Raw genomic sequence first — 26,857 nt, 5'->3', positions numbered from 1 at the left:
AATAATAATATTTCTTATTACTATTACCGAACGTAAACGAAGAAAGGGACATGAAAAAAAATGTTTTTTAAAAATACTTTGAAAATAAATTCCACTGAACACTAAGCTGCGGAAATGCCCACCCACCAAGGCAATGGATGCTTTATACGAATAGGAAAAGATTTAGATAACATAGAAAGCACAAGATCCATATCGTGAGTAGGAAAAGTCCCCACAACACGCAAGTCCGCTAAACTAGGATCAAGATTGAAATGGACATAATGATAACGACCTATTTCTGCCATAAAATTTGCTAGCGGCATATCTTCAACAATTAATAACCCATTACGCCAAGACTCATAAAGCAAAGAAGCTGGCTGAGTATCAGATATAGACTGAGCGTTAAAAACGACTTCTTGGCCAACATACAGCGTCTTAGACAACTGAGAATCCAAAAGCGCAAGGGAAACAGCCCCTTCATAAACCGCTAGAACAGTTTGTTTATCCGATAGTTGGCGTACACAAAAACGAGTTTTGTCTACACCAGAGCGTATAACGCCATGAGCACAGGAAACAGAAAAAGCGCGGCTGTCTGAAGAGGCTTTAGTTTGTACCAAGATTTCTCCCGTCACGAGAGACAAACCTCGATAATCACGGCCATTGGATCGATTCATTGCACTATTGGTATTCAGCCAGATCTTAGTACCATCCTCTAAATCGTAGGCCGACACCTGTCCAACTTGAGTATGAAAATCAGCCATCCAAGCTGACGCTATTCTTGGTAATGATGTTTCGCTCCAGCCAATCCAGCCTAATGCAGCAACACCAGTCACTCCTAGCACGCCTTTCATCAACTGACGACGATTAATTAAACTAGTATTGTCTAAAACATAGCTTGCCGATTGCTGAGATTTATCATCTTGAAAAGAGGAAAACATAGTGCCAACTGACTCAACTTGCTGCCATGCTTTACGATGCGCTTCATCTTCGTTTAACCACTGCTGCCAAGCAAGTTGACTGGCTTCAGAAACAGGCTTATCAGCCAGCACAGCAAACCATTCGGCAGCGGCTTCTAAATGAACATAATTTGCAGGTTGGGAAGATGCCATAAAATCTAAAGAGACCGATCGGATTTAAACAAAAGACATTGCAACATCGCCTGTGCCATATAGCGCTTCACCATGCGCTCTGATACGGACAAACGTTCGGCAATTTCTCGGTAGGTCAAACCATGGAGTTGAGACAAGATAAGCGTATTTGCCACTTTTTTAGGTAACTTAGCGATCATCGCGTCTAGTTCGCAAAGCAATTCAATCATAGAGGCTGAATGTTCTGCTGAAGGCACAAACTCTTCGTCGCAATGGGCTAAAGACTCCAACCAAGCCTGCTCGACCTGCTTACGCCGCCAGTGATCGATATACAAGCCTTTGGCAATGGTGCTCAAAAAAGCTCTGGCTTCGCCCATATTAGAAAAGTATTTCGGTCTTTTAAGCAATCGCACAAAAGTATCTTGTGCAATATCTGCTGCCAATTCATGACAGCCAAGGCGGCTACGAATCCATCCAGTGAGCCATGAGCTATGCTCAGCATAAAGCTCACCAACCTGTTGAGATTTTTGACGCTCAGGATTCATTGAACCGTTCAACCTCATTTTAATAAAAATATATTTTAGAAGCAGAAAAGTACAATAAATGAGAATGAATATCAATAAATGAAAGATATTTAAACATCAAACTAAAGACTATTATGAAGAATCAACTCTAGTTTGATGTAAGTAATACTTTAAAAAGAGACTACAAAGTAGTAAAAGCACCACCTTTTGCTAAAGCTTGTTGATAAGCTGGCACCGCTTCTACTTGCTTGATAAAACGCGCAATATTCGGATATTTAGACAAGTCCATGCGTGTGCTCGATGCTTGCAATGGAAAACTCATCTGAATGTCTGCAGCAGTTAATTCCTCACCGACAAACCACGTATGCTCACCCAAAGTTTTTTCAATAAACTGCATTTGAGGAGTAATACGTGGCGTGATGAATTTATCTTGGATTTTACTCGTGATCGCTTTCGCAATGGGTTTGATAAAGAAAGGCATCGGACTTTGTGGCACCTTCATCATCACCAACTTCATCACTAACAAAGGCATCAAAGAGCCTTCAGCAAAATGCAACCAATAACGGTAATCCAATAAGGCTTTACCATCCGTCGGTCTCAAGCGCTTTTCCGTATCATATTGATCTAATAAATATTCAATAATCGCTCCGGACTCAGCCACGGTTAAATCCCCATCGGTAATAACCGGAGACTTACCCAGCGGGTGTACTTTTTTCAAAGATTCAGGACCAGAAGCGGTTTCAGGGTCACGCTTATACTCCACAATTTCGTATTCAAGCCCAAGCTCTTCTAACAACCATAAAATACGCTGAGAGCGGGAATTCTCTAAGTGATGAACCGTAATCATATAATCTCCTTATTGTCTTATCAGGAACGAATATTATTAACTTTTACACTACAAGCTATACGCAACAAAGCAGAAAACAGATGACTGGATGCTCAAAATAGACAAAACCAAACCTCTATCAACAAGCATCAAAGTGAATGATTGTTGATAGAGGTTTTTGATCCTTAAGCTTCCCCATGGTCTGGAAGGATTATCGTAGGCACGCTGGCCGTTTCTAATGTTGTCCGTTCGAAAAGGTATCTTGCGGGTGGCTTGCCAACCACCTTGCGGAACATGGTGACAAAACCACTGGCATTCTCATAACCTAATTCCAGCGCCACCACTTGCACGCTTTCTCCTTTGCTCAAGCGCTGAAGAGCAATCATTACATGAAGTTGTCGACGCCAGCGACCAAAACTCATGCCGACTTCGGAAGACATATATCGGCTCATACTTCTCTCGCTCATGCCGATGCGAGAGGCCCAATCTCCTTTTGTAATCTTTTCGGCGGGATCGGCTAATAACATGTCGGCCAATTGACGTAACCTTGGGTCTCTCGGCATTGGGAAGTAAAAATCCTCTACCTGAGCCATGACTAATTCGTCTAGCAAAGTCGCAATCAAACGCTCCTCACTGCCGCCCAAAGCATACAATTCTGGAATCTCTGTTGCCCTTAAAAGCAACTCTCGCAAAAGTGGAGACACAGAAATGGTACAGCAGGTTTTAGGCAGATTCTCGACGGCTGCAGGTTCAACAAACAAGCAATAACATTCGCCAGAGCCACGAGCCGAATGCAGTAAGTCTCCAGGAATCCAGACCGCGCACAGTGGAGGTACAATCCAAACACCATCCTCAACTTCACATCGAATTATGCCGCGAACAGAATAAATCAATTGCGCCTTTCGGTGCTGGTGCCGCGCAAACTCCCAATCTTTGGTGACAGAGGTGGCACTCAAAGCAACAACATTACGCGGGACTTCATCCACGTCTTTAGTTTTATTCACCATCAAATCGGCTTTCGCAGTCTTCATTGTCAATACAAAATACCCAGTCAGAAATTTGGCCTAATTGAAAATAACTATAGTCAAATTTCCCAAAAAGAACACGAACGTCTTTCATATGAAAACGTTAGTACTAGAAACTCGGCTAACTTACTTCACAATACGGTGAATTTGATAAAACTCACAACAATTGGCCGAAATGAACAATAAGTTGGCCAATACTCGCTATCCGGCAAGAATCGAAATATTGTTAAATGACTCATCACAAATAAGAATGAGTATCATTTTAATGAAAAATTCTATTTCACCCAATACACCAGCTGCACGACAAACCTTGTCTGTTATGTCGCAGCCTCTCAAATACTCCCAAACATCGCATCAAAATGTCTTACGACTTGGCCGCTCTCTCTCATTAGGCGTCATGATTGCCTCAGGTATATCCGTTAGCACACAGAATGCCTTTGCGGATGATGCAACATCTCTAAACAATACTCAAAAGACTCAGGATTCATCTGTTGATCTAACAGGCATTGTTGTAACTGCATCACCAGGCGGTGTAGCACAAGATATTAACGATGCGCCAGCTTCGATAAGTGTTATTACTCGCGAAGAACTAGAAAGTAAACCTTACCGTGATCTTGCAGACGCACTTTCTTCTATTCCTGGATTAACCACAACGGGTGGGAGTGATCATAAAGAAATTAGTATTCGAGGCATGAGCTCTGCTTACACACTGACTCTGATCGATGGTAAACGTACCGATTCGCGTGAAACAAGTCGGCTTTCTGACGGCCTCGGCCAGATGAATGCATGGACACCACCCATCTCAGCAATTGAACGTATCGAAATAGTGCGTGGTCCAATGTCTTCATTATATGGTGCCGATGCCATGGGTGGGGTCATCAACATTATCACTCGTAAGGTCGCCAAAGAATGGAGCGGCGAAGTGAGTACGGACGCATTATTACAGGAGAATTCCCAATCTGGAAATGCCAATCAGGGCAGTTTTTTCCTAACAGGCCCAATCAAGCAAGACCTGCTCGGATTACAACTCTATGGTCAATATTCTAAGCGTGACGAAGATGATATTTACAATGGCTATCGCGATAGTAAACGCAACAACATCACAGCAAAACTCGCACTGACACCGACACCAGACCACGACATAATTTTTGCAGCAAATCATACAGAACAGCGTGTTACACAAGAACCGGGCAAAAGTATCGACCCAAACTGCGCCACCTATTCTTATTTCGGCTGCGCGACCCCCTATGATAAAAAGGTAGATGTTGACCGCTTCTCGCTATCACATACAGGACGTTGGACGCTAGGAACATCAGAAACCTATGTTCAGCAGGAAACCTTCAATGTTTCCTCACAAGATGTTCGCTTAAAAAATACCGAATTTCGTACTTCCTTGGCGATGCCACTGGAAGATCATCTCGTCACAGTCGGTGGTGGAAGCCGACACAATAAGTTACACGACAGCTTTTCGAATCGTGTGACAAATCAATACGATATTACCCGTAAGCAGAATTCCCTATTTGCAGAAGATGATTGGTATTTAACGGACACTTTTACATTAACTGCAGGTGCTCGTCTCGACGACGATAACCGTTACGGTCATCATTGGAGCCCTCGTGTTTATGGTGTTTGGGGAATAACACCGCAATGGACATTAAAAGGCGGCGTGACTTCTGGCTTCAAATCACCAGATATGACAAAAGTAGCCAGTGGCTACGCATCAGCCAGTGGCCTCGGTAATATTTATGGCAATGAAGATTTAAAACCTGAAAAATCTCTCAGTCAGGAAATCGGCATTCTATACAGTAACAATGGCGTAACCGGCGGACTAACCTTATTCAACAACAAATTTGAGGACAAGATAACCACTGTTGCTTGTAATACTAGATGTACGGCAGCACCAAGCGGCACAAACTCCCTCACCTACGCAAACGTAGACAAGGCCATCACTCGTGGTGTTGAAGCCAGTTTAGGCCTGCCTTTATCATCGAACATCACATGGGATAACAGCTACACCTTCACCTACTCCAAACAAGAGTCAGGTCTTTACAAGGGAAAACCCTTAAACAAGCTACCACGTCACCAACTCACCAGTACGCTAAATTACCAGCCAACAGACGAATTAACGACTTGGGCTCGCTTAGCTTATCGCGGTAAAGACAGTGACAACGTTGGCGGTACAGCTCAACTGCTATCCCCTGTCGAATCACCTTCGTTTACTACATTCGACATAGGTGCCAACTACGAGATCAACCAGACTCTCAGCTTGCGCGCTGCCATTTATAACCTAGCAAATCAAAGAATTAGCTACAACAAATATGGATTTGTCGAAGACGCCCGACGCTACTGGCTGGGGATAACCGCAAAATTTTAACCACAACCCACAATAATGAAAGGTATTAAGATGAATAAAGAAGCAAATAGAATCACATTATTTTGGTTAACAACCGCCGTTGGTGCTGTCCTCTTTGTGACACTACAGTTATTTTTCTTCCTCAATGACTATGTGATTGCACAAGGTAAAGGCCCAAACATCACGTTCGAAACCAATATGCTGTGGATGTTTTCCGCCTACTATGGAACTTGGATTGTAACAGTTCTACTTACCCTGATTGGCACCACAAAATCTCAATGGTTGGCGCTCATTATCGGCACCCTGCTTGTTGCGTTAAACACACTAGGAGGCATAGTTGACGGAATGCGAGATGGTGCTCATGTCACATTCTCAGCTCTCTTCTTCATCACGCTGCCTGGTGTCTGTGCCATGGTAGCCACTTGGCGAGCATTGAAAAAATAGGAGTACATTATGTCAATGAATAGTTCACAGTTTCCATTCGTTTGGATAAGTCTCGACCATAAACCAGGACAAGACTCTCAAAAAGATTTCGATGAGTTCGAAGCCAACTTGCAGCGGGGCGAACCCTTTGTCCTGCTAAGCAACTCGGCTCCGACAGGCGATCACGAACACTCTAAGGAAGAAAAGAAACGCACTTCGCTCTGGATGAAAAAAAACAAAGCAGAACTTCGCAAACTGGTTATCGCCATGATTCTAATTGAGCCCAACGCCGCCAAACGTTTGGGATTTAAAGCATTCGCGGAAGTATTTTCCAAGTTCTGGGGCTATCCTTTGATTCTTGCATCGTCACAAGATGCAGCTATGGAGATTGCCAAAGGGTTACTACAGACCCACAACGAGACAAGTAACTTGTGCTGATAAATCCAAAAGACGAATCTTATTAATTGATTCACTTACAACAGTTACTATATGTACCTATTTCAGCACTGAAAAAACTCTATATCTTGATGGATGGAATACCAAAGACTAACGCATTAAAAAGGCTTCCCAGTGGAAGCCTTTTTATAGATAAAATAAACTACACTCGATAATTTAATGACTAAAATGCTTTTTCCAGCTTTTACGGCAGAAGCAACACACTCTTAGCAACAGCTTGAGTACGAGGCACAAAGGTATCCAACAAACAAAGCTCACCATCAGTATGCATTTTTGCGCCTACGGGTCCTGTTCCACATAAGGTCGGAACGCCCATTGACGAAGTAAAACCAGCATCCGAACAACCACCAGTGAATTCCCCTTCTACGGTAAACCCCAGTGACTCTGCTTGTTTTTGATAGTGTGCCAATAAGACATCGCTCATGCTTGATTCAAAAGGATGGAACGCCGATATCAATCGCACAGAAGCGGTCACGCCGTTCAATCTAGGCCTATCAACAATAGCCTGAATTGCGTCTATAGTTTCGTCCATTTGGTCTTTGGTGATATAGCGTAAATCCAATTTGGCCGTGGCATCTGAAGCCACAGTATTGGAAGACATACCACCGCTAATTAAACCAACATTGGTCGTTACACCAGTTTCGTAATTAGTCAACGCATGCAGCTCAGTGATGATCAGAGCCAAGCCACCAATAGCGCTGGCTCCATCAGCGTGATTTACACCAGAGTGAGCAGCTTTGCCTTTGACTAAAATTTCAAAGCTCGCACCGCCTTTTCGGGCCGACACAACATTGCCACTAATACGACCAGGTTCTGCATTGAATACGGCTTTTGCGCCCTTAACCATTTGCTGAATAACGTGTCGACCTTCTGGCGAGCCAATTTCTTCATCACCAGTGAACAAGCCAACAACGGGATGAGGCAATTCGGTGAGATCAGAGTTATTCAACAGATACTGCAAACCTCTTAAAACGAAGCAATTCAATACCAAGCCAGATTTCATGTCAGCTACGCCAGGCCCAAACGCCGTCATGCCGTCACGAGTAAAACCTCGCGTTGCCGTCGTTCCTTTGGGAAAAACTGTGTCCCTATGCCCCATCAGATAAATAGCAGGCTGTGCGTCTTTTTTATCAAATCCAGAAGCAATACGTGCTTCCAATACATCGCCAGAGCTAACAGACTTATGCCATCGACATTCGATACCATCAGCTTCTAACCAAGACGCCATCAGCTTTCCTGCCGCATCAACACCGTCTTTGTCATAGCTGTTCGAGTCGGTATCGACTAATTCCTGTAGACACTGGATCATCTCGTCTTCTTGTGTCGCCAACCAGTCACAGAGTAAATCCGCATAAGGTGCAAGTGCACTATTGCTTACCTTTTTTGCTGTCGATAATGTCATTATGCTCTCCTTAACGTTTGGCCTGAATTGATGAGCCTTGTTCGGATAAATCCCAAAAAAGTCCCGTCATTATCTGTAAGGCTTCACGACACACTGGCGCTAGAACGTGTTCATTTGGCGCATGTTGACTGCATGCTGGGTACGAATGCGGCACCCAAACGGTAGGTAAATTAAGAATATTGGCAAACACGTCGTTTGGCAGCGAACCACCTAAATTAGGTAGTAACACAGGTTTCTTACCAGTAGTTTGAGCAAGTGAACCCAACGCCCAATCCACCCAAGGATCTTCAGGATCAAGACGCGTAGCCTCCATGATATGACCACTATCAGTAACTTCAACATCGCTAAAACCATGATGATCAAGATGGTCACGAATATGTTTTAAAAAGTTTTGGCTGTCGCTTTCTACCACAAAACGCAGCTGACAATGAGCGCTAGCGTAACCGGGAATAGCATTTACAGGCATATCTGGATTACCTGTTTTGCACGCCAACATTTCCAAAGTGTTCCACGCGAACACACGCTCGGCAGGGGTTAAATCTGGTTCACCCCAATTCAGATCAATGGCTGGGCTATTTGCGCCTTCGCCCACAGGAATGTCTTTTAAAGCAGCACGAACCGATTCAGGCAAGCGCGCAGGCAACAAGCCTTTGACAAGAATCTTACCTTTGGCATCCACCATGGAAGCCCAAGCATGGGCCAAGCGTGTACCAGCGTTGCTCAATAAGCCCCCCCAATTGCCTGAATGATGAGCACCATCACGCAACAGCACTTTTAAATCAAAACTAAATCCTCCTCGAGAACCGAGGAAAATTGTCGGGTGCTCAGCACTTAATCTTGGACCATCGGACGCAATAAACAAATCTGCCGCTAGTTCCTCTTTATGCAGTTCACAAAGCTCAGCCAATCCAGGTGAGCCGGCTTCTTCACCCATTTCTAAAATCACTTTAACGTTAAAGCCTAGTTTACCTTCTTTCGCATCAATAACCTGCTTCAACGCAGCAAAATTGATAGTGTGCTGGCCTTTATTATCCGCCGTTCCACGTCCATACCAACGGTCGCCATCTACCACTACTTTCCATGGCGATAATCCAGCTTTCCATTGATCGTCATAGCCGCGCACAACGTCGCCATGACCATAAGTCAGCAACGTCAGTTGGGTTGGATCTTCGATTCGTTCGGCAATCAGAAATGGCCAAGAGCCAGGCTGTGTTGCTTCGGTAACTGGATTGGCAACAATACGTGATTGAAAGCCCAATGCAGCAAGTTCGGGCATAATAATGTCTTGCAAATAAGCATGTAATTGATCAAAGGCATCGTGGTTCTGGCTTTCACTGTGTACGCTAACACGTTGCTCTAAGGCCGTGAAAAAGGCACCGGAATCAAAATAAGACTCCGCACCTTGAATGGTGGATTGACGACTCATGTTATCTCCTTAAGTAAAATAAAAAGCAGCCTAAAGTGGCCCTTAAAAATTAAAAAAATTACGAAGCCTTATCCCATGCACTAGAGTCCAACACTTCAGGCAAACCTAGAGCGGGCTCTGGTGTTAAAACGGAAGACAACAAAGCTTGTGTATAAGGATGTTGTGCATTTTGAAAGATTTGTTCTCGGGTGCCCTGCTCGACAATTTTCCCGCGATACATCACAGCCACTCGATCCACCAAATGCTCAACCACACCAAGGTTATGACTGATAAATAAGTACGTCAGTCCTAGCTCTTTTTTCAGATCCATCAATAAGTTAAGAATTTGTGCCTGAACGGACACATCTAGCGCCGAAGTCGGCTCATCGCACACCAAAATGCTAGGTTTTAAAATCAAGGCTCGAGCAATAGCAACACGTTGACGCTGACCACCTGACAATTGCCCCGGATAATTTTTTAATAACCGCTCAGGCAACCCCACCAAATCGCTGATGTCTTTCACGGCTTTTTGCTGGCTTTTAGCATCGCCAATTTTATGTAGCTGCAATGGCAAACGAATAATTTGCTCAATAGTTTTACGTGGATTCAAAGAGGAATAAGGATCTTGAAAAATCGGTTGAAGCTGACGAGACATCAATAAACGAGAACTTGATCCTCTCGCCTTATCATTAATCAATACGTCGCCATTAGTAGGCTCTAATAAACCTAGAATCATTTTCGCCAAGGTACTTTTCCCGCAGCCTGATTCGCCAACCAAACCTAAAGTTTCGCCGGGACGAATACGTAACGAAATGCCGTCTACCGCTTTCAGTAATGTAGGTTCTTTGAAAGCGCCATTTTTGAGATAAAAATGGCGCGACAAATTTGATAACTCCAAAGCATATTCTGACATTACACCGCCTCCCGACATGACGACGCTGTAGCAATAGAACAACGTACTTGATGATTTTCTGAACCTAGGTGATTTTCCAAGCTAGGCGAACGGTAACAACACTCTCCAATAGAGGCACTACAACGGTTTTCAAAAGCACAGCCCTTTAATTCGCCAATCAGGCTTGGCACCACACCTGGAATAGACTCCAAATGACTACCAGGTAAGGTTTTACCAGGAACAGGAATGCAGTTGAGCAACCCTTTGGTATAAGGATGCTGTGGATCAGAAAACAAGTCTTGCGCAGAAGCCGTTTCTACTACTTGTCCGGCGTACATCACCGCCACACGATCGGCAATGCGTGCGACCACACCAAGGTCATGAGTGATAAAAATAACGGCGGTGCCAAATTCTTGCTGAAGTTCACGAATCAAACGTAATATCTGTGCTTGAATTGTCACATCTAGTGCCGTGGTTGGTTCATCCGCGATGATCAAGTCTGGCTCGCACATCAGCGCCATGGCGATCATCACTCGTTGACGTAAACCACCAGACAATTGATGTGGATACTGATCTAAACGCTTTTCTGGATACGGCACACCGGCACGTTCCAATAAATACACTGCGCGTTTTTTGGCTTCGTCTTTGCTGAGCCCTTTGTGCTTGATAATGCCTTCGCAAAGTTGATTACCTAACGTATAAGAAGGATTAAGAGAGGTCATCGGCTCTTGAAAAATCATCGACATACGCATGCCGCGCACTTGATTGCGCTCTTTTTTCGATAAGGATAATAAATCCATACCGTCAAATTGCATTGCCTCGGCGGTCACTTCAGCTCGCTTCGGCAATAAGCCCATCAGCGCCATAGAAGTCATGGATTTACCACAACCAGATTCCCCTACGATACAGAGCATTTCACCTTTATTTACATGTAAATCGATACCACGCACAGCTCGCAAATCGCCATTTGGCGTTGGCAGACTGACTTGTAAGTTTTTCACATCGAGTATTCGTTTCATGATGTCTCCTCTGGTCTCAATTCCGGCCTTCTGGTGCGTTCATATCACGCAAACCGTCACCCACTAAATTAATCGCCAATACCAACACCATCAGCGCAATGCCGGGAATCGCAATGACCCAAGTTTTGAAAAACATGTATGCTTTGCCTTCCGAGATCATTAATCCCCAAGATGGCATTGGCGGCTGAACACCCAATCCTAAAAAGGACAAAGTCGCTTCTAGCAATATTGCATGCGCCATTTCCAAGGTCATAACAACAATCAACGCGCTTAAAATATTAGGTAATAATTCCCGTACTAGTATGTAAGTTGTTGAAGCACCTAGTACTTTGGCCGAAGCTATGAATTCAGCATCCCGCAATTGCTGAGTCGTGGAGCGCGCCACCACCGCAAATCTATCCCATAACAACAACCCCAATAAGATGATCACCATTTGCAAGGAACCACCCACCAAAGCAGACATAGCTAAAGCCACAAGAACAACCGGCATAGCCAAACGCGTGGTAATGATGTAGCTGATTACTGCATCAACTCGGCCACCGAAATAGCCAGCCAGAACACCCAAAGTCGTACCAATCAGCCCAGAAATAAGTGCTGCGGACAAACCAATCGTCAGCGAAATTCGCGCCCCGTAAAGCAAGCGACTTAGGTAATCTCGGCCTAATTTATCGGTGCCAAAGATATGTTCCCAAGAGCCTTTTTCGTGCCAAACAGGTGGGATCATGCGCTGAGAAATATTTTGTAAATAAGGATCATGAGGTGCCAACCAAGGCGCTAATATCGCCAGCACCCCAATCAGACCAAGAATAATTGAGCCCATTAACAAACCACGGTGACCCAAGAAGCGATTCATCATTCGGCGCCACTCAGGAACCACAGGCAAAAAGGTATTTGCGCTAGGAGCGGTTGAAACAGTAGAAGTAGAATCAGACATAGTAGACACCTCAGCGAACACGCAAACGTGGATCAAGCATGGCGTTGATCACATCAGCTAAAAAAGTTAACAGGATATAAAACACCGCAATAATCAACACCACAGCTTGCACCACTGGATAGTCATTACGGGTGATCGCATCCCACGCGAGCTGCCCTAAACCTTTTAAAGAAAACACCGATTCGATAACCACCGAGCCGCCTAACATAAAACCCAATTCGACCGCCGCCAAGGCCACAACAGGAATTACCGCATTGCGCAAAGCATGTTTAAAGATGACAGAAGATTCATTCAAACCTTTAGAACGAGCGGTACGAATGTAGTCAGAATTCAATACTTCCAGCATGCCGGTACGCGTTAAGCGCATCATGGCTGGCATGGCGTAATAGCCCAAAGCAATAGCAGGTAAAACAAAGTGCTGCCATGTCTCATTACCGCCAGCAGGTAACCAATGCAAGTTCACCGCAAACACCACAATCAGAGTTAAACCAAACCAAAAACTCGGCATAGCTTGACCAATAACCGCAATGGTCAACGCCAAGCGATCGATCCAAGTATCTTGCTTAATAGCAGCAATCACACCAAGAGGGATGGCAATTACCGTTGCTAATCCTAACGCCAAACCACCTAGTGTTAGCGTTATCGGTAAACGATCACTAATCAGTGACATTACGGTATCTTGAAAATAATAAGAGCGACCAAAATCCAATTGAACAGCTGACCATAGCCAGTCAAAGTATTGATAAACCATCGGTTTATCCAAACCAAAATCGATTCTGATTTGCTCCACCTGTTCAGCGGTAGACTCAGGTCCAGCAATCGAAATAGCCAAATCACCAGACAAATGCAGCAACATAAAGCTCACGATAGACACAGTGATTGCCACACTCAACGCCACCAGTAATCGACGAAATATAAATACCAACATAAAAAACCTCACAAACACCTTTGTGACTTTGAACCTTTGTACCTTTAATCACTAGACACAGGAGCAAGGGTTCAAACTAGCGACGCTTACCACAAAGTAGTAAGCGTCTTACTAATTACTTCCAGCTTGATTCTACAAAGCGCGGTAATTCATCAGGGTAAGGTGTGAAGTTCAACTCTTTACTGAAGGCGTAATTACTTGAATAAGAAAACATTGGCGCCCAATAAGCCTCTTCAGTAATTTTCTTAATCGCTTCACTGTAATTCTTTTTACGAATTTCAGGGTCAACGTTGGTATCCGCTGCATTGACTAAAGCTATCACCTCTTTGTCATGGTTCATGTCATCCGCGCCACCATTAAAATAAACGCTGGTCATGGCGGAAGCATCGTTCACAGAATAAGAACCCCATGTTTGGAAAGCCAATGGAACGTTTCCTGAACGCTGCTCTTTGCGCAATGCTGCATAGGTCAACATGTGCATTTTAGCAGTGATACCAACAGCTCGAAGGTTACCTAGAACAGCCTCAGCTAAATCCATATCTCGGTAAGCATAAAAATCAGTTTTGAAACCATTTGGGTAACCAGCTTCTGCAAGCAAGGCTTTCGCTTTGGTTGGGTTATAGTCGAATTTTTTCGCTGCGGACACATCACAACCAAACTGGGAAGGGAAACACGGCGTATAAATGGCACGACTGCCGCCACGAACTAATTCATTCGCTAGCGCATCACGATTAATCGCGTGGTTCACTGCCTCACGAACTAGCTTATTGTGGAATGGCGAATCTTTTAGAGCTTCGCTGCTGGTATCCATAGCCAAATAGCCAACTCGCATAGTTTCGGAACTAATTACTTCCAAATTTGGCATCATTTTCATTTCATCCGCCTGATCGGACGGTACACGCCATGTCCAATCCACACCGCCGGTCATCAGCTGAGCAAGACGAGCATCGGGATCAGGAATAACTTTGAATTGAATTTTTCCGATGGCAGGTTTTTTAATCGGACCACCTTCAAAGTAGCCTTCATAGCGTTCTAGGTTCGCGCCTTCACCACTTAGTACTTCAGTGATTTTATAAGGGCCTGTACCAATAGGTGCTTTGGCATAGCCTTCAATACCAACCGACTTAAAATATTTTTCAGGATAAATAGGCGTTGGGCCAGACAAGTATTCCAATGCCGCGGGGAAAGGTTTCTTTAGCACCAAACGTACAGTGTATTCATCTACTTGCTCAGCATGGTCAATCCAATCGACGTTTTGACGGGTAACGATTTTAGATTCAGGAGACGTAACATAATTAAAAGTAAAAGCCACATCCGCCGCACTGAAAGCATCGCCATTTTGGAAAGTGACGCCCTTACGTAAAGTAAAAAGCAAATGCGTTGGATCTTCCCATTTCCAGCTGGTCGCTAACAAAGGCTGATATTCGCCAGTTTCCATGTCTCGATGAATCAACGTATCCCAAGCAAGATGAGACAGGATAATACCTTCCCTCACATTGTTGTGATAAGGACTGACGTTTTCCGGCTCAAGTCCCACGGCATACACCAAAGTATCATTCGCTTTATTGGCCAGTGCTGGCGCTGACACACTAACCAAAGAGCAAGCTATAAGGGCACTGACCAGCGTTCGACGTGGAGCGCGGTCTAATACATGACGTCGAGTAAAATGGTTATGACTGAATTTTTTCATCGTTTCGTTCCTTTTACATTTTTTTTAATATGATATTCATGCATTGCAACTTTCATTTTTTTATTCACATTATGCAAAAAACACCATTGCCACAATTAAAAAAAATGCAAAGAATCATTGCCAAAAAAGCATGACTATGGCGAAATGATAAAAAAGATAAAATCTAATAAAAATCGCCAATATTCGTTAAAATGCAGGAAAAACACGATGGAAGCCGCATTAAGATTACAAGATACCGCGTTACGCTATTTTTTAGAGGTCGCAAGATATGGATCGATAAGCGAAGCTTCTTTGCACTTAAATGTAGCAGCAAGCGCGATAAGCAGGCAGATAAATAATCTAGAAGATATTCTCAATACAACCTTATTTGAGCGCCGCCCACGAGGAATGGAATTGAGTGCAGCAGGTGAAATGCTAGCAGTTTACGCTCGTAAAAACGCACTAGAATCGGACAGGATTGTATCGGAAATTGCGGCTTTGGAAGGTCTTAATCGAGGCCATGTGAAAATTTCTTGTTCGGAAGGTTTTGCGATGGAGTTTTTGCCTCGTAGCATTGCCAGTTTTCGAAAACAGCATGACGGTATTCATTTTCAGATCAATGTCAGCTCTCCAGGTGAAGTATCACGACGCGTTAGCCATGGCGATGCCGACATAGGAGTAACATTAAGTTTATCTCCAGCCAAAGACATTCAAGTCGCCTATAGACAACCTTCTCCTATCCTCGCTGTAGTAAATCCAAATCACCCATTAGCTAACAAAAAAAGCATCTCCTTAGCCCAATTACAGCCATACCCAATAGCTCTACCAGAAGAAAGCACCACAGTCAGACAGCTATTTGATATCTGCTGTAGCCGTTTAAATTTGCTGTTCGATCCCGTTTTAGTATCCAACAATATGGCAACCTTAAACCGCTTTACGACCTATGACGGCGGTGTTCATCTTGCGGGGGAAATTTCCATACGTCATCAACTATCCAGCAGCGAATTGGTCGCTATCCCGATTCGAGATAGAGGGATGGACATCCGAAACATTGAAGTTCAAACCCTATCAGGCCGAACCTTGCCCGCTGCAGCAAGAGTATTTTTGGATTACATGATCGAAAAAATGCAGAATGAAAAAAGCATCTAAGACATAGACTCAGCACTACTTTCAATTTTTAAGATATAAAAAAAGAGCCGAAGACGATCTTTGGCTCAATTCATCAAAACAATAATGCTGTGCTTTTTTCTAGAAACCCCTATCCTTTTCCAAGAGAGCCTTACCTTTCTCATAATAGGCTTTTCTTTCTTCTTCCGGCACCATATCACCACCCGTTGCCCAGATGATGTGAGTCGCTTGAGACATTTTATCGTCCAGTTGGTGAGCAGTTAGGTAATCATGTCCTTCGATTAGAATTCGCAGCACACCGCTTGCACCAGCTGCGCCAGACGGTTCTACGGGAATACCTTCAGCATCCACCAGCATGGCTAAATGACGATACATATTGTCATCAGAGACGGTATAAACACCGCTGAGCAATGAATCCATCATTGGGCCAACAAAAGCTGAAGGTCGGCCAACGGCTAAACCATCGGCACAGGTTTGGTTATCGATACCCAGTTCTTGTACCGAAATGCCGTTATGCAAAGCTGTTTCCATTCCTAACACCATGCAAGGAGAATGCGTAGGTTCGGCAAAAAAACAATGCACATGATCACCAAACACCTGTTTCAGGCCAAAGGTGATACCTCCTGGCGCGCCGCCGACACCACAAGGCAAGTAGACAAACAAGGGATGATCTTTATCGACGACAATACCCTGCTCGACCAGCTGTTTTTGCAAGCGTAATGCCGCTACGCTGTAGCCTAAAAACAATGACTTGGAATCTTCATCATCGATAAAATACGCCGTATCCTTTTGCATGGCTTCCTGTCGACCTTGTTCCACTGCCACTCCATAATCAGCAGTATGTTCAACGACATTGACGCCTTTACTTTTTAGCAAGGCTTTTTTCCATTCACGGGCATCAGACGACATGTGAACCGTGACATCAAAGCCCAATTTGGCGCTTATAATGCCAATGCTTAAACCAAGGTTTCCAGTTGAACCGACCACAATTTGATGCTTTGAAAACAGCTCTCGAAAACGCTCTGAATCGAAATTTCGATAGTCATCACTGGTTTTTAACACGCCATTCGACAATACCAAGCGCTCTGCATGCAACAAAACTTCATATATGCCACCACGAGCTTTAATAGAGCCAGCAATCGGTAATTGATTGTCACACTTCATCAATAAACGCCCGGGAATTTCCAGATTCAGCGAATCAGACAAGGCAAGCTGCATAGCAGGAATGGCCTTTAACTCAGATTCGATGATGCCGTTAGTAACCGCCGTTTCTGGAAAGACTTTGGCAAGATAAGGTGCAAAGCGCGTGAGTCGATCAGAGGCATCGAGCATGTCTGACATTTGCAGAGACAGCTTAGATTGCACTTCATCAAACCGCATTTTTTTGGGGTTAAACCAAGTAATTTCCTGCAACGCAATGAGCGACTGCACAACAGGACGAGAAATATAGTCAGTCACTTAAATACTCCATGAAAGATTTCGATAAATTAGAACCCCATAAAACCGTCTGTATTTTTCAACGCTGGCAAACGAGACAACATGGCGATATCGACTCTTGGGCGCGCGAGATCAGGTGTTTTTTCCAACAAGGCTTCTAACGATTTGGCAAACGCCAAGGTGGATAAATCGTCGCCTCGTCGACCAATAATTTGCAAACCAAACGGCATGTTGTTTTTGTCTCGGCCCACTGGCAGAGTCACGGACGGATGACCTGTTAAGGTCGAAGCATACGCCATAGAAAGCCAGTGATAATAGCTTTGTGTCGGCTTGCCATCAATCTGCTCTGGGTAAAGTTCATGCCAATCACGTGGGCTAATGGTCGTGGTTGGCGCAAGGATAAAGTCGTATTCTTCGAAAAATATCTGCCACGCTCGATACATCATGGTTTGTTTGTTTAGCGCACTCACTACATCCAATGCGCTGTATGACTCGCCTTCTTCAATATTCATCAAAATATTTGGCCCCATTTGATCTGGGTATTTGTGGGACAAATCGCGATGGTGACCAGAAAAGTTAAGCGCTCTTAACACAGCAAAAATATGATCGGCGTTGTCGCAATTAGGATGCGCATTGTCACATTGAGCGAATACAGAACCAAACTTGTCGATTTTTTCTTGAAAGGATTCTTTGATCAGATTTTCTGTCATAGCAAAGCCAAAGTCGTTGGTAAAAGCCACTTTAGCGCTACTCAGATCAAAGTCCGGTAAGTGATGATAAGCATCGGCATTGTGTTGCCCAACGCCCTCCACCACAGAGACCCAAGGATCACGACGATCAGGACGAATCATCTGTGATAACATCAAGCCAACATCTTCAACAGAACGCGCCATCGGTCCATTGGTTGGTAGAGGAATTAAACCGATAGGCCGACTATGTCCCGGCACCACACCCGGAGAAGGACGAAAGCCAACCACGCCACAAAAGGCCGCTGGATTACGCAAGCTGCCGCCTGTATCCGATCCGGTTGCTAATGGGGTCATGCCGCAAGCCAACGCCACCGCCGAGCCGCCAGAAGATCCGGCCGCCGAACGAGTCACATCAAACGGGTTCGCCGTCGCACCATAAACAGCATTGCGTGTATTGCCACCCGCACTCCATTCCGGATTATTGGCTTTACCAAGCGGCAAAGCGCCTGCTTGGCGTAACTGCGCGACCATTGGGTCATCAGATGTAGCCATATTATCTTTATAAATAGTACTGCCGAATGTCGTTGGGAATCCCGTTAGATCAACCATATCTTTCACGCTTAATGGTAAACCATGCAACACGCCCAACGGCTCGCCTTTATCAATGGCTTTTTGAGCTCGCTTAGCTTGTGCCATTAGATCATCTGGATCACAAGCAACAATTGCATTCACCGCATGATTCACTGCATTCATTCGCGTAATACAGCTTTGCGCCAACTCCATAACAGACAATGACTTTTGCGCCATCAATCGACGCGCTTCGGCTGCATTTAGATCACAAGCTTCCATCCATACCTTCTTAGTGAGTTATTCACATCGTAATTAAATTAAAACGATGTTAAGCCTCAAAAAGGCATCGAAAAAGCGAAATAATTCGAAGGTATCCATGCATTTTAGGCAAAGCAAGTGACCTATTTAAAACAATAAAACACTCCCGATAACTTCTTGCCCATGCGTCTAAACCTAGCTAACTCCAACCACTTAATTTTCCATGTGCTTTATTAAGCATCCTTAAGGAAAGTACTTTTCTTAAGGCTCCAAGGCTCTTCGAAAAAATCAAAAATATAATATAAGAATCTGATATTTAAAGATTTATTTATTAATAATCACGCAAAACACTTTTTTTTTATTATTAATAAAATACTTTTTCGACGTAAGTTTTTCTTAATTCTAAGTCTCTAATCTGAAGCTATACAAATTGAGGTGTTTTTCACTATGCAGCATTCAGATTCATTACAGACCAACAAAGAGCGAACCATTGTCGCCACCCCAACCATGCCCTATGAGTTTGTTGCTGCTAATGCAGACGGTTACGCTCGACGGGATTTAGAAACTTTTGTCAAAGACGGTTTTGCGAAAAAATACCAAGCGGATGTGAACACTTTCATGCCGATTCTGTTTGGTATTAAAGCACAGGGTTTAAGAGCAGTGATGGGCGTTCGTCGCGGCACTCAGCCATTATTTGTCGAACAATATTTGCCAGTTTCAATCACCGAGAGCCTAGAAAAACACGGCATCTGGACCAAGCGCACCTGTGTTGCAGAGTTGGGTAATCTCTATAGTCAAAACCAGCGCTTTACCTTGCCCTTATTAATGACGGTAGTGATGGGTCTATACCTTTCTGAGGTGAATTATTTGGTTTTTGCCGGTACAGATAAGGTGCGCCAGCTACTGGGAAAACTAAAACTGCCACTCACCTTTTTAGCCGATGCAAACCCTAATTTGCTAAAAAATGACGGCACTCAATGGGGCAGTTATTACGACAACAACCCCAAAGTCATGTTTTTGGACGTAAAAAAAGCAGTCGCACTAGCACTGCAGCAACCTGAATTAGAAGCCTTAATGGATCTTGTTCAAGCAAATTTCCAACACCTATTGCAGCAGCTAAGGAACGCATAATGTGGTATTTCTCTTCACCAGAATGGGCAAATAAAATCGCCCTGGTACAACAAGACAAACAGTTAACCTATCAAGCGCTAGCCGATGCCGTGACAGCTCGTAAAAACTGGCTGATAGAGCAACAAGTCTCTCGCGTTGCTATCGCCATGGATAACACCATTGAATGGGTGTTGTTTGACCTAGCATGCCAAGACGCAGAGCTTTGTTGTGTGCCAGTACCGAGCTTTTTCAGCCCTCAACAAACGGCTCACTTGCTTAATGAAAGCGGCATCGAATTGATGCTAACACAAGACAAAAATAGCCCCAGTGATAGGAACAGCCCAGCTAACAATGATGCGACGGATAGCCCATTTGATGGTGTTTTCATCTCTCGTTTAGCAGTAAAAAACGAGCCGGTGATTCCAACAGGGACAAATAAAATCACCTTTACATCTGGCACTACAGGCAGCCCGAAAGGCGTTTGTTTGAGTAACGAAGCACAATTAAATGTCGCTCACTCTCTTGCTGAAGCAGTAGCACTTCAAGACGTTCGTCATTTGTGTTTATTGCCGTTGGCGACTTTGTTAGAAAATATCGCGGGGATTTATGCGCCTCTTTTAGTTGGCGGCACCATTGTTTTGGCAAGCCAAGAAGAACGTGGTTTTAGTGGCAGCCGTTTGGCTCAACCGCAACAATTACTAGCACTGATCAGCCAACAACAACCAACCAGTTTGATTTTAGTACCAGAGCTGCTTTCGCTGTTTGTCGGCGCCTGTCAGCAAGGTTGGAAGCCTCCACAGTCCTTAAAATTTATCGCTGTCGGCGGCGGAAAAGTCGCTGCAGGGTTGGTGCAAAAAGCACACGCTCTTGGTCTCCCTGTTTATCAAGGTTACGGCCTGTCTGAATGCGCGTCTGTGGTGTCATTAAATACACCTGCGCAAGAAGACCAAGCCTCTGCCGGAGCCGTGTTGCCCCATAATCAATTACATATTGAGCAAGGAGAATTGGTAATCACTGGCAACCTTTTCCTTGGTTACCTAAATCAACCAGAAAGCTTTTATCCACAAGAAGTTCGTACTGGAGACTTAGTCAGCTTAACAAACGCTTTTCTGAATATTAATGGTCGCCAGAAGAACATCATTATTAATTCTTTTGGTCGCAACTTGTCACCAGAATGGGTAGAAGCCGAGCTCATGGCGACGGGTTATTTCCGCGAAGCATTAGTGTTTGGTGAAGCAAAACCTTATTGCGGCGCATTACTCAGCCCTGCTGCAGCGCACATCACTGAAGACCAGATCCAACAAGTGATTTCAATGGTCAATCAGCAACTACCAGATTACGCCCGCATTGGCACTTGGCTTCCACTAGCGCAGCCATTGATGAGCATTCCGGGCATGGTCACCGCTACAGGAAAACCGATTCGCGACAAAATTCTGGCGCACTTTGCCGGCCAAATTGAACCCTTATACCAAGACACTTTTTCACAATTAAACACCGCATTTGGAGAATCACTATGACACTTTATCAACGCCTACAACAAGAAACCCTAGCTGAAAGACAGTATTTGGTGACATCACCTATTATCCAACGCTGTTTCCATGGCCAAATCACCTTAGAAAACTACATCGATTTTTTGACCCAGGCTTATCACCACGTCAAACACACAGTGCCATTATTGATGGCGGTAGGTAGTCGTTTACCGGAAGAAAAAGAATGGCTACGGGAAGCTGTTGGCGAATACATTGAAGAAGAAATGGGCCATCAAGAATGGATCCTAAACGACATCGCAGCCTGTGGTGCGGACAAAGAAACCGTACGCAGAAGCCTGCCAGCAGCGGCAACAGAATTAATGGTAGCGTACGCCTACGACGCAGTAAATCGTATCAATCCATTGCGTTTTTTCGGCATGGTTTTCGTGCTTGAAGGCACCAGCATTGCCTTAGCTGATAACGCTGCAGAACAAATCAAAAACAAACTCGACTTACCTGCGAATGCCTTTAGCTACTTGCGTTCACATGGCTCATTGGATCAAGAACACATCGTCTTCTTTGAAAACCTGATGAATAAAATCACTGACAAAAACGAACAAGATCAGATCATTCACAGTGCAAAAATGTTTTTCAAACTTTACGCCAATATTTTCCGCGAGCTAGACAATACAGCAGCTCAAGCCGACGCGGCATAGGAGAAGCATGATGCAATGGCAACAACAAACCTGTTTATTAACTGGCGCGACGGGCGGTATAGGCCAAGCCATCGCGAAAGCCTTAGCCAACAAAGGGGTAAGCTTGATACTGCAAGGTCGAAGTGAATCTCGCTTGCAACAACTTAACGACTCTTTGACTGGCGAACATAAGATACTCGTGGCAGACATCACCACAATACAAGGCCGTGAAAAAATCTGCCGCATGGCTGAATTGAACGCAATCAGTATGTTGATTAATAACGCAGGCGTTGGGCAGTTCTCTTTACTGGAAGAGACAGAAGAAACCGTCATTGTAGACACCTTAGAAATCAACTTATTAGCACCAATTCTACTTATTCAAGAATTACTGCCTTTGTTGCAAAAAGCCGATCAACAGCAACCAGCACCGTCATACGTGATCAATGTTGGCTCAGCGTTTGGCAGCATAGGTTTCGCTGGACAATCGATTTACTGCGCCAGCAAATTTGGTCTACGAGGTTTTACTGAAGCCTTGTACCGTGAATTAGCAGATACGAATGTCCATGTTAGTTACTTTGCGCCACGAGCAACCGCCACCAGCATTAACAGCGATCAAGCAATGGCGATGAACAAAGCCCTGGGCAATAGCGTAGATTCACCAGAGAGCGTTGCTAACGCCCTTATTCAACAACTTGAAAAAGGTCACGCCAGACTGTTTGTCGGTTTTCCTGAAAAGCTCTTTGTCAAAATCAACGGTGCTTTTCCACATATTGTGGACAAAGCTCTGTTTAAAAAACTTCCCATTATTAAACGCTTTCTACGTCGTGAAAAAGACGTCGAGCAAACCGCACAAGAGGTATTATCATGAAATCATTTATTACTGCTAGCCTACTCACTCTCGGCTTAGTTTCCTCTACTTGGGCCGCTGGCACCTCTAGTTTGTTAGAGATTCAACAGCGTTGGGCGCAAATTAACTATCAAATGGAAGACGATGCCAAAGAAGCAGCGTTTAACGACCTTGCGATCAAAGCGCAGGAACTGGTTAATGCAGAACCGAACAATCCAGACGATCTGATTTGGCTTGGTATTATTCAATCGAGCACTGCGGGTGCAAAAGGCGGATTAGGTGCGTTATCTTTAGCGAAAGCGGCGAAAAAGTCATTCGAAGACGCTATTACGATTAACCCTAGTGCTTTATCGGGTTCCGCTATGACAAGCTTAGGCGTGCTTTATCATAAAGTGCCAGGTTGGCCGATTGGCTTTGGTAGCGACAAAAAGGCCAAAGAATTACTGGTGCAGTCTTACAAACTTAACCCGACTAGCATCGACAGTAACTACTTCCTTGCAGAGTTTTTATACGACGATGGTGACTATGAAGGCGCGAAACAACACCTAGAAAAAGCCCAAAAAGCCGCTCCTAGACCAACTCGTCCTATCGCAGATATTGGCCGCCACAAAGAAGTGGATGCCTTGATGGAAAAGGTAAATCAGAAGCTATAAAGGACACTCCTGTTTACCAATAAAATGACAGAAAGCCATCACAGCCAAGCTTCCATCTCACACCGGAATATTGGCTGTTTGTTTTTTTGCCTTGTTCTATTTACGCCGTTAGCGCGGCATAAGGAGGTGTAATTTCCCGATGTTGAAAGGATAAAATCAGCGGATTTTTAATCACGCCTTCATCGATGTTTATCGCTCGGCGAATAGTTTCGTTTTGCTGCCAATGCTCGCGGCCTTCTAAGACGTTTTCTAAGTAGACAATCAAGGCGGCAGAAATCGAGCGCGTGGCGCTTTCCCATAAGTAGCTTGGCGTATGATCGACAGCATAATAATCGATAGTGTTGTACTGAAACATCGGCTCTTGGAAGCTAGTCGGCTTGGCAAAGAAAAAGCCCATGCCTTCGTCACAGCTGACATCAATGATTAAACAATTTGGTTTCAACGATGCCGCTTCGGATTCGATAATAAAATTGGTCGGATGATCTGTTTCTTGGAAAGTACCATTCACGATAATATCCGTTTCACCAATCAGCTCAGTCAAAGGACGAATCGTGCCGTCGTGTTCAACCACCACCATGCGCGCTTCACCTTTTTCTCCTTCGCGTACTTTTACATAATGACAATCAAGTACTTCTTCACGTACTTCATGGTCTGGTCGCTGAATACAAATGGTGATATCACGAAATCCGTGGGCTTTAAGCGCATAAATCGCACCGCGACTTACTGCTCCAAAGCTAAAAATAACCACTTTACGCTGGTTGCCATAATGTCCGTCGATGCCTTTTAACTGCAAGGCATGAATCACCGCACAATAACCGGCCATTTCGTTGTTTTTATAAAAGGTATGACGACCAACTTGTCCCGTTGGAGACCAGACAAACATGTCTTCGAAAGCAATCAAGGTGAGCTTGCGATTTAGTGCCGCTTGGGTAATCTCCCGTTGTTGCACGCAATGAACATAACCCCACAAAATGCCGCCTTCGCGTAATTCTTCTAAATCGGCCAATACCGGTTTGGCTATAATTACAGCACCAATATCGGCAAGTATTTCATGGCGTGTGGCAATGCCGCCGGTTTGTGCTGCAATCTCGTCGTCAGAAATATTAAACGCTGCACCGTAGCCTTCTTCAAAAATTAAGCGATGACGAAGATATTCAGGAATGCGAGCTAAATGCTCCGGATGGATAGGATAACGTCGCTCATCTGTTTTTCTAGATGTACCGATCACGCCAAAAGTTAGTTGACTCATACTGTTTCCTTTTTAATAAAGAATTTAATAAAAATATAAACTTGTTTGAGTTCACAAACGCGTGATCAACCACGCCAATAAACTGGTTTAGATCTGTTAAATGTCGTTAGAATTATTATTAATACTGCTGATGTATAAAAGATACGAAGTGGTCTGAGAGGGACATCCAATCTTGCAAAAGTAGGCGTCCATTACGGGGTGTGGATCAGTGCGAAGACAGGCCATGGTAACACCAAAGCCCATCAATAACTGGCTTAACCTGACATTACCAATAAAAAAGGTGGCACAATGTGCCACCAAGGGAGATTTTCTTTATGCTGCGAATAGATGCCCGAACTGATCTCGCAATAGATTTTTCTGTACTTTGCCCATCGTATTTCTTGGCAGCTCATCGATAACAACAAACTTCTTCGGTTGCTTAAAACGCGCCAAAGTCTGAGCAATATTTTTCTCTATCGACTCTAAATCTAGCGTCACACCTGGTTTTGCAATTAAAACGGCAACAACCGTTTCACCAAAATCTGCATGTGGCACACCAATCACGGCACTCTCTAATACACCTTCTTCTTCGTCGAGCAATAACTCCAACTCTTTTGGATAAATATTGTAGCCGCCAGAGATAATGAGGTCTTTATTGCGTCCAACGATATGAACATAGCCATCTTGATCGATAAGCCCTAGGTCTCCAGTAATAAAGAAACCATCTTCACGCAGCTCTTCAGCTGTTTTTTCTGGCATTTGCCAATAGCCTTTAAAGACATTAGGTCCACGTACCTCAATCTGGCCAATTTCACCCTGAGGTAACGTTTCGCCAGTATCCATATCAGTAATTTTCACCTCGGTTCCCGGTAGAGGAAGACCAACAGTACCTGCACGACGCTCCCCGTCATAAGGATTAGAGGTATTCATATTGGTTTCCGTCATGCCATAACGTTCCAAAATGCGATGCCCAGTTCGTTCTTCAAACTCAACATGAGTATCGGCTAACAAAGGCGCGCTACCAGAAATAAACAAACGCATAGGCTGCGCAAGTTCTTTGGTAAAACGAGGATCACTCAATAAACGTGTGTAAAAAGTTGGAACCCCCATCATAACGGTCGCCTGAGGCATCAAATCCAACATGATATCAAGATCAAACTTTGGCAAGAAAATGATTTTGCTACCCGCAGTCAATGACACGTTTGTCGCAACAAACAAACCATGAGTATGGAAAATAGGAAGTGCGTGGAGCAGAACATCTTGCTCAGTAAAACGCCATTCATCGGCAAGTGCTTGAGAGTTGGATAACAAGTTACCATGAGTCAACATCGCCCCTTTTGAACGCCCAGTCGTACCTGAGGTATAGAGGAAAGAAGCTAAATCATCCTCTTCACGAGGTACAGTATCAAACGCCGTTGGCATAGCTTGAGCTAATACAGAAAACTCGCCGGAACCATCTTCGTTTAGCGTTTTTAATATAGCGCCACAAGCGTCGGCCACAGGTTGCAGTGCGGCGGCTTGTTTCTCGTCACAAAGTAGCACTTTTGCTCGACTGTCTTCGACAAAGTAAGATACTTCATCCGCGGTGTAAGCCGTATTCAATGGCAAGAAAACAACACCTACTTGTGCACAGGCTGCATACACGGCTAAGGCTTGAGGAGACTTAGCAATTTGTACCGCTAGACAATCATCAGGCTGCAAACCTAACTGAACCAATGCATGGGCATATTGCGAGGCCAATTCAAGAAACTCATTATGAGTCATAGTAGAGCCATCAGGCTGTTGTAAAAAAACCGATGCTTTGCCTTTATGCTTACCAAATAAGCGATCGTATAGTGGGTTTGTCATTA

At 44.3% G+C, this 26,857-nt stretch carries 24 protein-coding genes; 9 read left to right on the top strand and 15 right to left on the bottom strand.

The window, feature by feature from the left end:
* Positions 1-101: 101 nt before the first annotated feature.
* From B6N13_RS09625 to B6N13_RS09610, 4 genes are all read right to left on the bottom strand, one after another.
* On the bottom strand, positions 102-1,088 hold the full coding sequence (locus tag B6N13_RS09625; protein WP_169459220.1) for a FecR domain-containing protein: 987 nt from the start codon (positions 1,086-1,088) through the stop codon (positions 102-104).
* A 5-nt stretch (positions 1,089-1,093) separates the two neighbouring features.
* Complete coding sequence (locus tag B6N13_RS09620; RefSeq protein WP_012071476.1) at positions 1,094-1,612, bottom strand: sigma-70 family RNA polymerase sigma factor; 519 nt, start codon at positions 1,610-1,612, stop codon at positions 1,094-1,096.
* Positions 1,613-1,772: 160 nt separating this feature from the next.
* Entirely contained in the window at positions 1,773-2,438 is a 666-nt protein-coding gene (locus B6N13_RS09615; protein WP_012071477.1) for a glutathione S-transferase, read from the bottom strand.
* A 164-nt stretch (positions 2,439-2,602) separates the two neighbouring features.
* Positions 2,603-3,448 (bottom strand): helix-turn-helix transcriptional regulator, encoded by an 846-nt coding sequence (locus B6N13_RS09610; protein WP_169459219.1) that lies wholly within the window; start codon positions 3,446-3,448, stop codon positions 2,603-2,605.
* Between the two features lie 259 nt (positions 3,449-3,707).
* On the opposite strand from B6N13_RS09610, the gene B6N13_RS09605 reads away from it, so the two are divergent.
* Genes B6N13_RS09605 through B6N13_RS09595 form a run of 3 tightly spaced genes read left to right on the top strand, consistent with a single transcriptional unit; the run spans position 3,708 to position 6,656 of the window.
* Positions 3,708-5,816 carry a TonB-dependent receptor gene (locus tag B6N13_RS09605; RefSeq protein WP_248280288.1) on the top strand — a complete coding sequence of 703 codons (2,109 nt, stop codon included), beginning with the start codon at positions 3,708-3,710 and terminating at the stop codon, positions 5,814-5,816.
* Positions 5,817-5,846: 30 nt separating this feature from the next.
* Positions 5,847-6,239 (top strand): hypothetical protein, encoded by a 393-nt coding sequence (locus B6N13_RS09600; protein WP_012071480.1) that lies wholly within the window; start codon positions 5,847-5,849, stop codon positions 6,237-6,239.
* A gap of 9 nt (positions 6,240-6,248) precedes the next feature.
* A complete protein-coding gene (locus B6N13_RS09595) occupies positions 6,249-6,656 on the top strand; it encodes a hypothetical protein (protein WP_012071481.1) in 408 nt (135 codons plus the stop codon).
* Positions 6,657-6,858: 202 nt separating this feature from the next.
* On the opposite strand, the gene B6N13_RS09590 is transcribed toward B6N13_RS09595, so the two are convergent.
* The 7 genes from B6N13_RS09590 to B6N13_RS09560 form a co-directional block, all read right to left on the bottom strand.
* Positions 6,859-8,076: a M20 family metallopeptidase gene (locus B6N13_RS09590; RefSeq protein ID WP_211172828.1), complete on the bottom strand. Its 1,218-nt coding sequence runs from the start codon at positions 8,074-8,076 to the stop codon at positions 6,859-6,861.
* 10 nt (positions 8,077-8,086) lie between these two features.
* Positions 8,087-9,502 carry a M20 family metallopeptidase gene (locus B6N13_RS09585; RefSeq protein WP_169459218.1) on the bottom strand — a complete coding sequence of 472 codons (1,416 nt, stop codon included), beginning with the start codon at positions 9,500-9,502 and terminating at the stop codon, positions 8,087-8,089.
* A gap of 58 nt (positions 9,503-9,560) precedes the next feature.
* A complete protein-coding gene (locus tag B6N13_RS09580; protein ID WP_012071484.1) occupies positions 9,561-10,394 on the bottom strand; it encodes an ATP-binding cassette domain-containing protein in 834 nt (277 codons plus the stop codon).
* The gene (locus tag B6N13_RS09575; protein WP_169459217.1) at positions 10,394-11,392 is read right to left on the bottom strand and encodes an ABC transporter ATP-binding protein; all 999 of its coding nucleotides are present in this window, start codon (positions 11,390-11,392) and stop codon (positions 10,394-10,396) included. Before B6N13_RS09575 ends, B6N13_RS09580 begins: the two co-directional genes overlap by 1 nt.
* A 16-nt stretch (positions 11,393-11,408) precedes the next feature.
* Entirely contained in the window at positions 11,409-12,326 is a 918-nt protein-coding gene (locus tag B6N13_RS09570; RefSeq protein WP_169459216.1) for an ABC transporter permease, read from the bottom strand.
* A 10-nt stretch (positions 12,327-12,336) separates the two neighbouring features.
* Positions 12,337-13,254, bottom strand: coding sequence for an ABC transporter permease (locus B6N13_RS09565; protein WP_169459215.1), 918 nt, complete (start codon positions 13,252-13,254; stop codon positions 12,337-12,339).
* A 115-nt stretch (positions 13,255-13,369) separates the two neighbouring features.
* A complete protein-coding gene (locus B6N13_RS09560) occupies positions 13,370-14,944 on the bottom strand; it encodes an ABC transporter substrate-binding protein (RefSeq protein ID WP_169459214.1) in 1,575 nt (524 codons plus the stop codon).
* Between the two features lie 207 nt (positions 14,945-15,151).
* Between B6N13_RS09560 and B6N13_RS09555 the strand changes: the two genes are divergently transcribed.
* Entirely contained in the window at positions 15,152-16,072 is a 921-nt protein-coding gene (locus B6N13_RS09555) for a LysR family transcriptional regulator (protein WP_012071489.1), read from the top strand.
* A 99-nt stretch (positions 16,073-16,171) separates the two neighbouring features.
* Here B6N13_RS09555 and B6N13_RS09550 read toward each other — a convergent pair whose 3' ends face one another.
* Positions 16,172-17,509, bottom strand: a complete 1,338-nt coding sequence (locus B6N13_RS09550; protein ID WP_169459213.1) for a D-serine ammonia-lyase — start codon at positions 17,507-17,509, stop codon at positions 16,172-16,174.
* A 29-nt stretch (positions 17,510-17,538) separates the two neighbouring features.
* Complete coding sequence (locus tag B6N13_RS09545; protein ID WP_169459212.1) at positions 17,539-19,026, bottom strand: amidase family protein; 1,488 nt, start codon at positions 19,024-19,026, stop codon at positions 17,539-17,541.
* Positions 19,027-19,452: 426 nt separating this feature from the next.
* Here B6N13_RS09545 and B6N13_RS09540 point away from each other — a divergent pair, with 426 nt between their 5' ends.
* The 5 genes from B6N13_RS09540 to B6N13_RS09520 are packed head-to-tail and all read left to right on the top strand — an operon-like array spanning position 19,453 to position 23,779.
* Positions 19,453-20,136, top strand: a complete 684-nt coding sequence (locus B6N13_RS09540) for a thermostable hemolysin (RefSeq protein ID WP_169459211.1) — start codon at positions 19,453-19,455, stop codon at positions 20,134-20,136.
* Positions 20,136-21,632: an AMP-binding protein gene (locus B6N13_RS09535; RefSeq protein WP_169459210.1), complete on the top strand. Its 1,497-nt coding sequence runs from the start codon at positions 20,136-20,138 to the stop codon at positions 21,630-21,632. The genes B6N13_RS09540 and B6N13_RS09535 overlap by 1 nt, the downstream gene beginning before the upstream one ends.
* A complete protein-coding gene (locus B6N13_RS09530; protein ID WP_012071494.1) occupies positions 21,629-22,300 on the top strand; it encodes an iron-containing redox enzyme family protein in 672 nt (223 codons plus the stop codon). Before B6N13_RS09535 ends, B6N13_RS09530 begins: the two co-directional genes overlap by 4 nt.
* A 7-nt stretch (positions 22,301-22,307) precedes the next feature.
* The gene (locus B6N13_RS09525; protein WP_169459209.1) at positions 22,308-23,147 is read left to right on the top strand and encodes an SDR family oxidoreductase; all 840 of its coding nucleotides are present in this window, start codon (positions 22,308-22,310) and stop codon (positions 23,145-23,147) included.
* Complete coding sequence (locus B6N13_RS09520; RefSeq protein ID WP_012071496.1) at positions 23,144-23,779, top strand: tetratricopeptide repeat protein; 636 nt, start codon at positions 23,144-23,146, stop codon at positions 23,777-23,779. Before B6N13_RS09525 ends, B6N13_RS09520 begins: the two co-directional genes overlap by 4 nt.
* 100 nt (positions 23,780-23,879) lie before the next feature.
* On the opposite strand, the gene B6N13_RS09515 is transcribed toward B6N13_RS09520, so the two are convergent.
* Complete coding sequence (locus B6N13_RS09515) at positions 23,880-25,028, bottom strand: N(5)-(carboxyethyl)ornithine synthase (RefSeq protein ID WP_169459208.1); 1,149 nt, start codon at positions 25,026-25,028, stop codon at positions 23,880-23,882.
* Between the two features lie 312 nt (positions 25,029-25,340).
* Entirely contained in the window at positions 25,341-26,855 is a 1,515-nt protein-coding gene (locus B6N13_RS09510; RefSeq protein WP_169459207.1) for a malonyl-CoA synthase, read from the bottom strand.
* Between the last annotated feature and the right edge of the window lie 2 nt (positions 26,856-26,857).

Source organism: Marinomonas sp. UCMA 3892 (genome assembly GCF_012726345.1).
Lineage (GTDB): Bacteria > Pseudomonadota > Gammaproteobacteria > Pseudomonadales > Marinomonadaceae > Marinomonas.
The sequence above is the reverse complement of the archived record's forward strand: the minus strand, read 5'-3'. Positions and strand labels throughout refer to the sequence as shown.

Excerpts from the sequence above, each read along its gene's own strand:
- B6N13_RS09525 (WP_169459209.1), top strand. The coding sequence starts at position 22,308 with ATGATGCAATGGCAACAACAAACCTGTTTATTAACTGGCGCGACGGGC.
- B6N13_RS09595 (WP_012071481.1), top strand. The coding sequence starts at position 6,249 with ATGTCAATGAATAGTTCACAGTTTCCATTCGTTTGGATAAGTCTCGAC.
- B6N13_RS09585 (WP_169459218.1), bottom strand. The coding sequence starts at position 9,502 with ATGAGTCGTCAATCCACCATTCAAGGTGCGGAGTCTTATTTTGATTCC.
- B6N13_RS09600 (WP_012071480.1), top strand. The coding sequence starts at position 5,847 with ATGAATAAAGAAGCAAATAGAATCACATTATTTTGGTTAACAACCGCC.
- B6N13_RS09555 (WP_012071489.1), top strand. The coding sequence starts at position 15,152 with ATGGAAGCCGCATTAAGATTACAAGATACCGCGTTACGCTATTTTTTA.
- B6N13_RS09615 (WP_012071477.1), bottom strand. The coding sequence starts at position 2,438 with ATGATTACGGTTCATCACTTAGAGAATTCCCGCTCTCAGCGTATTTTA.
- B6N13_RS09625 (WP_169459220.1), bottom strand. The coding sequence starts at position 1,088 with ATGGCATCTTCCCAACCTGCAAATTATGTTCATTTAGAAGCCGCTGCC.
- B6N13_RS09620 (WP_012071476.1), bottom strand. The coding sequence starts at position 1,612 with ATGAATCCTGAGCGTCAAAAATCTCAACAGGTTGGTGAGCTTTATGCT.
- B6N13_RS09540 (WP_169459211.1), top strand. The coding sequence starts at position 19,453 with ATGCAGCATTCAGATTCATTACAGACCAACAAAGAGCGAACCATTGTC.
- B6N13_RS09575 (WP_169459217.1), bottom strand. The coding sequence starts at position 11,392 with ATGAAACGAATACTCGATGTGAAAAACTTACAAGTCAGTCTGCCAACG.
- B6N13_RS09515 (WP_169459208.1), bottom strand. The coding sequence starts at position 25,028 with ATGAGTCAACTAACTTTTGGCGTGATCGGTACATCTAGAAAAACAGAT.
- B6N13_RS09570 (WP_169459216.1), bottom strand. The coding sequence starts at position 12,326 with ATGTCTGATTCTACTTCTACTGTTTCAACCGCTCCTAGCGCAAATACC.
- B6N13_RS09545 (WP_169459212.1), bottom strand. The coding sequence starts at position 19,026 with ATGGAAGCTTGTGATCTAAATGCAGCCGAAGCGCGTCGATTGATGGCG.
- B6N13_RS09565 (WP_169459215.1), bottom strand. The coding sequence starts at position 13,254 with ATGTTGGTATTTATATTTCGTCGATTACTGGTGGCGTTGAGTGTGGCA.
- B6N13_RS09590 (WP_211172828.1), bottom strand. The coding sequence starts at position 8,076 with ATGACATTATCGACAGCAAAAAAGGTAAGCAATAGTGCACTTGCACCT.
- B6N13_RS09510 (WP_169459207.1), bottom strand. The coding sequence starts at position 26,855 with ATGACAAACCCACTATACGATCGCTTATTTGGTAAGCATAAAGGCAAA.
- B6N13_RS09520 (WP_012071496.1), top strand. The coding sequence starts at position 23,144 with ATGAAATCATTTATTACTGCTAGCCTACTCACTCTCGGCTTAGTTTCC.
- B6N13_RS09610 (WP_169459219.1), bottom strand. The coding sequence starts at position 3,448 with ATGAAGACTGCGAAAGCCGATTTGATGGTGAATAAAACTAAAGACGTG.
- B6N13_RS09535 (WP_169459210.1), top strand. The coding sequence starts at position 20,136 with ATGTGGTATTTCTCTTCACCAGAATGGGCAAATAAAATCGCCCTGGTA.
- B6N13_RS09605 (WP_248280288.1), top strand. The coding sequence starts at position 3,708 with ATGAAAAATTCTATTTCACCCAATACACCAGCTGCACGACAAACCTTG.
- B6N13_RS09580 (WP_012071484.1), bottom strand. The coding sequence starts at position 10,394 with ATGTCAGAATATGCTTTGGAGTTATCAAATTTGTCGCGCCATTTTTAT.
- B6N13_RS09560 (WP_169459214.1), bottom strand. The coding sequence starts at position 14,944 with ATGAAAAAATTCAGTCATAACCATTTTACTCGACGTCATGTATTAGAC.
- B6N13_RS09530 (WP_012071494.1), top strand. The coding sequence starts at position 21,629 with ATGACACTTTATCAACGCCTACAACAAGAAACCCTAGCTGAAAGACAG.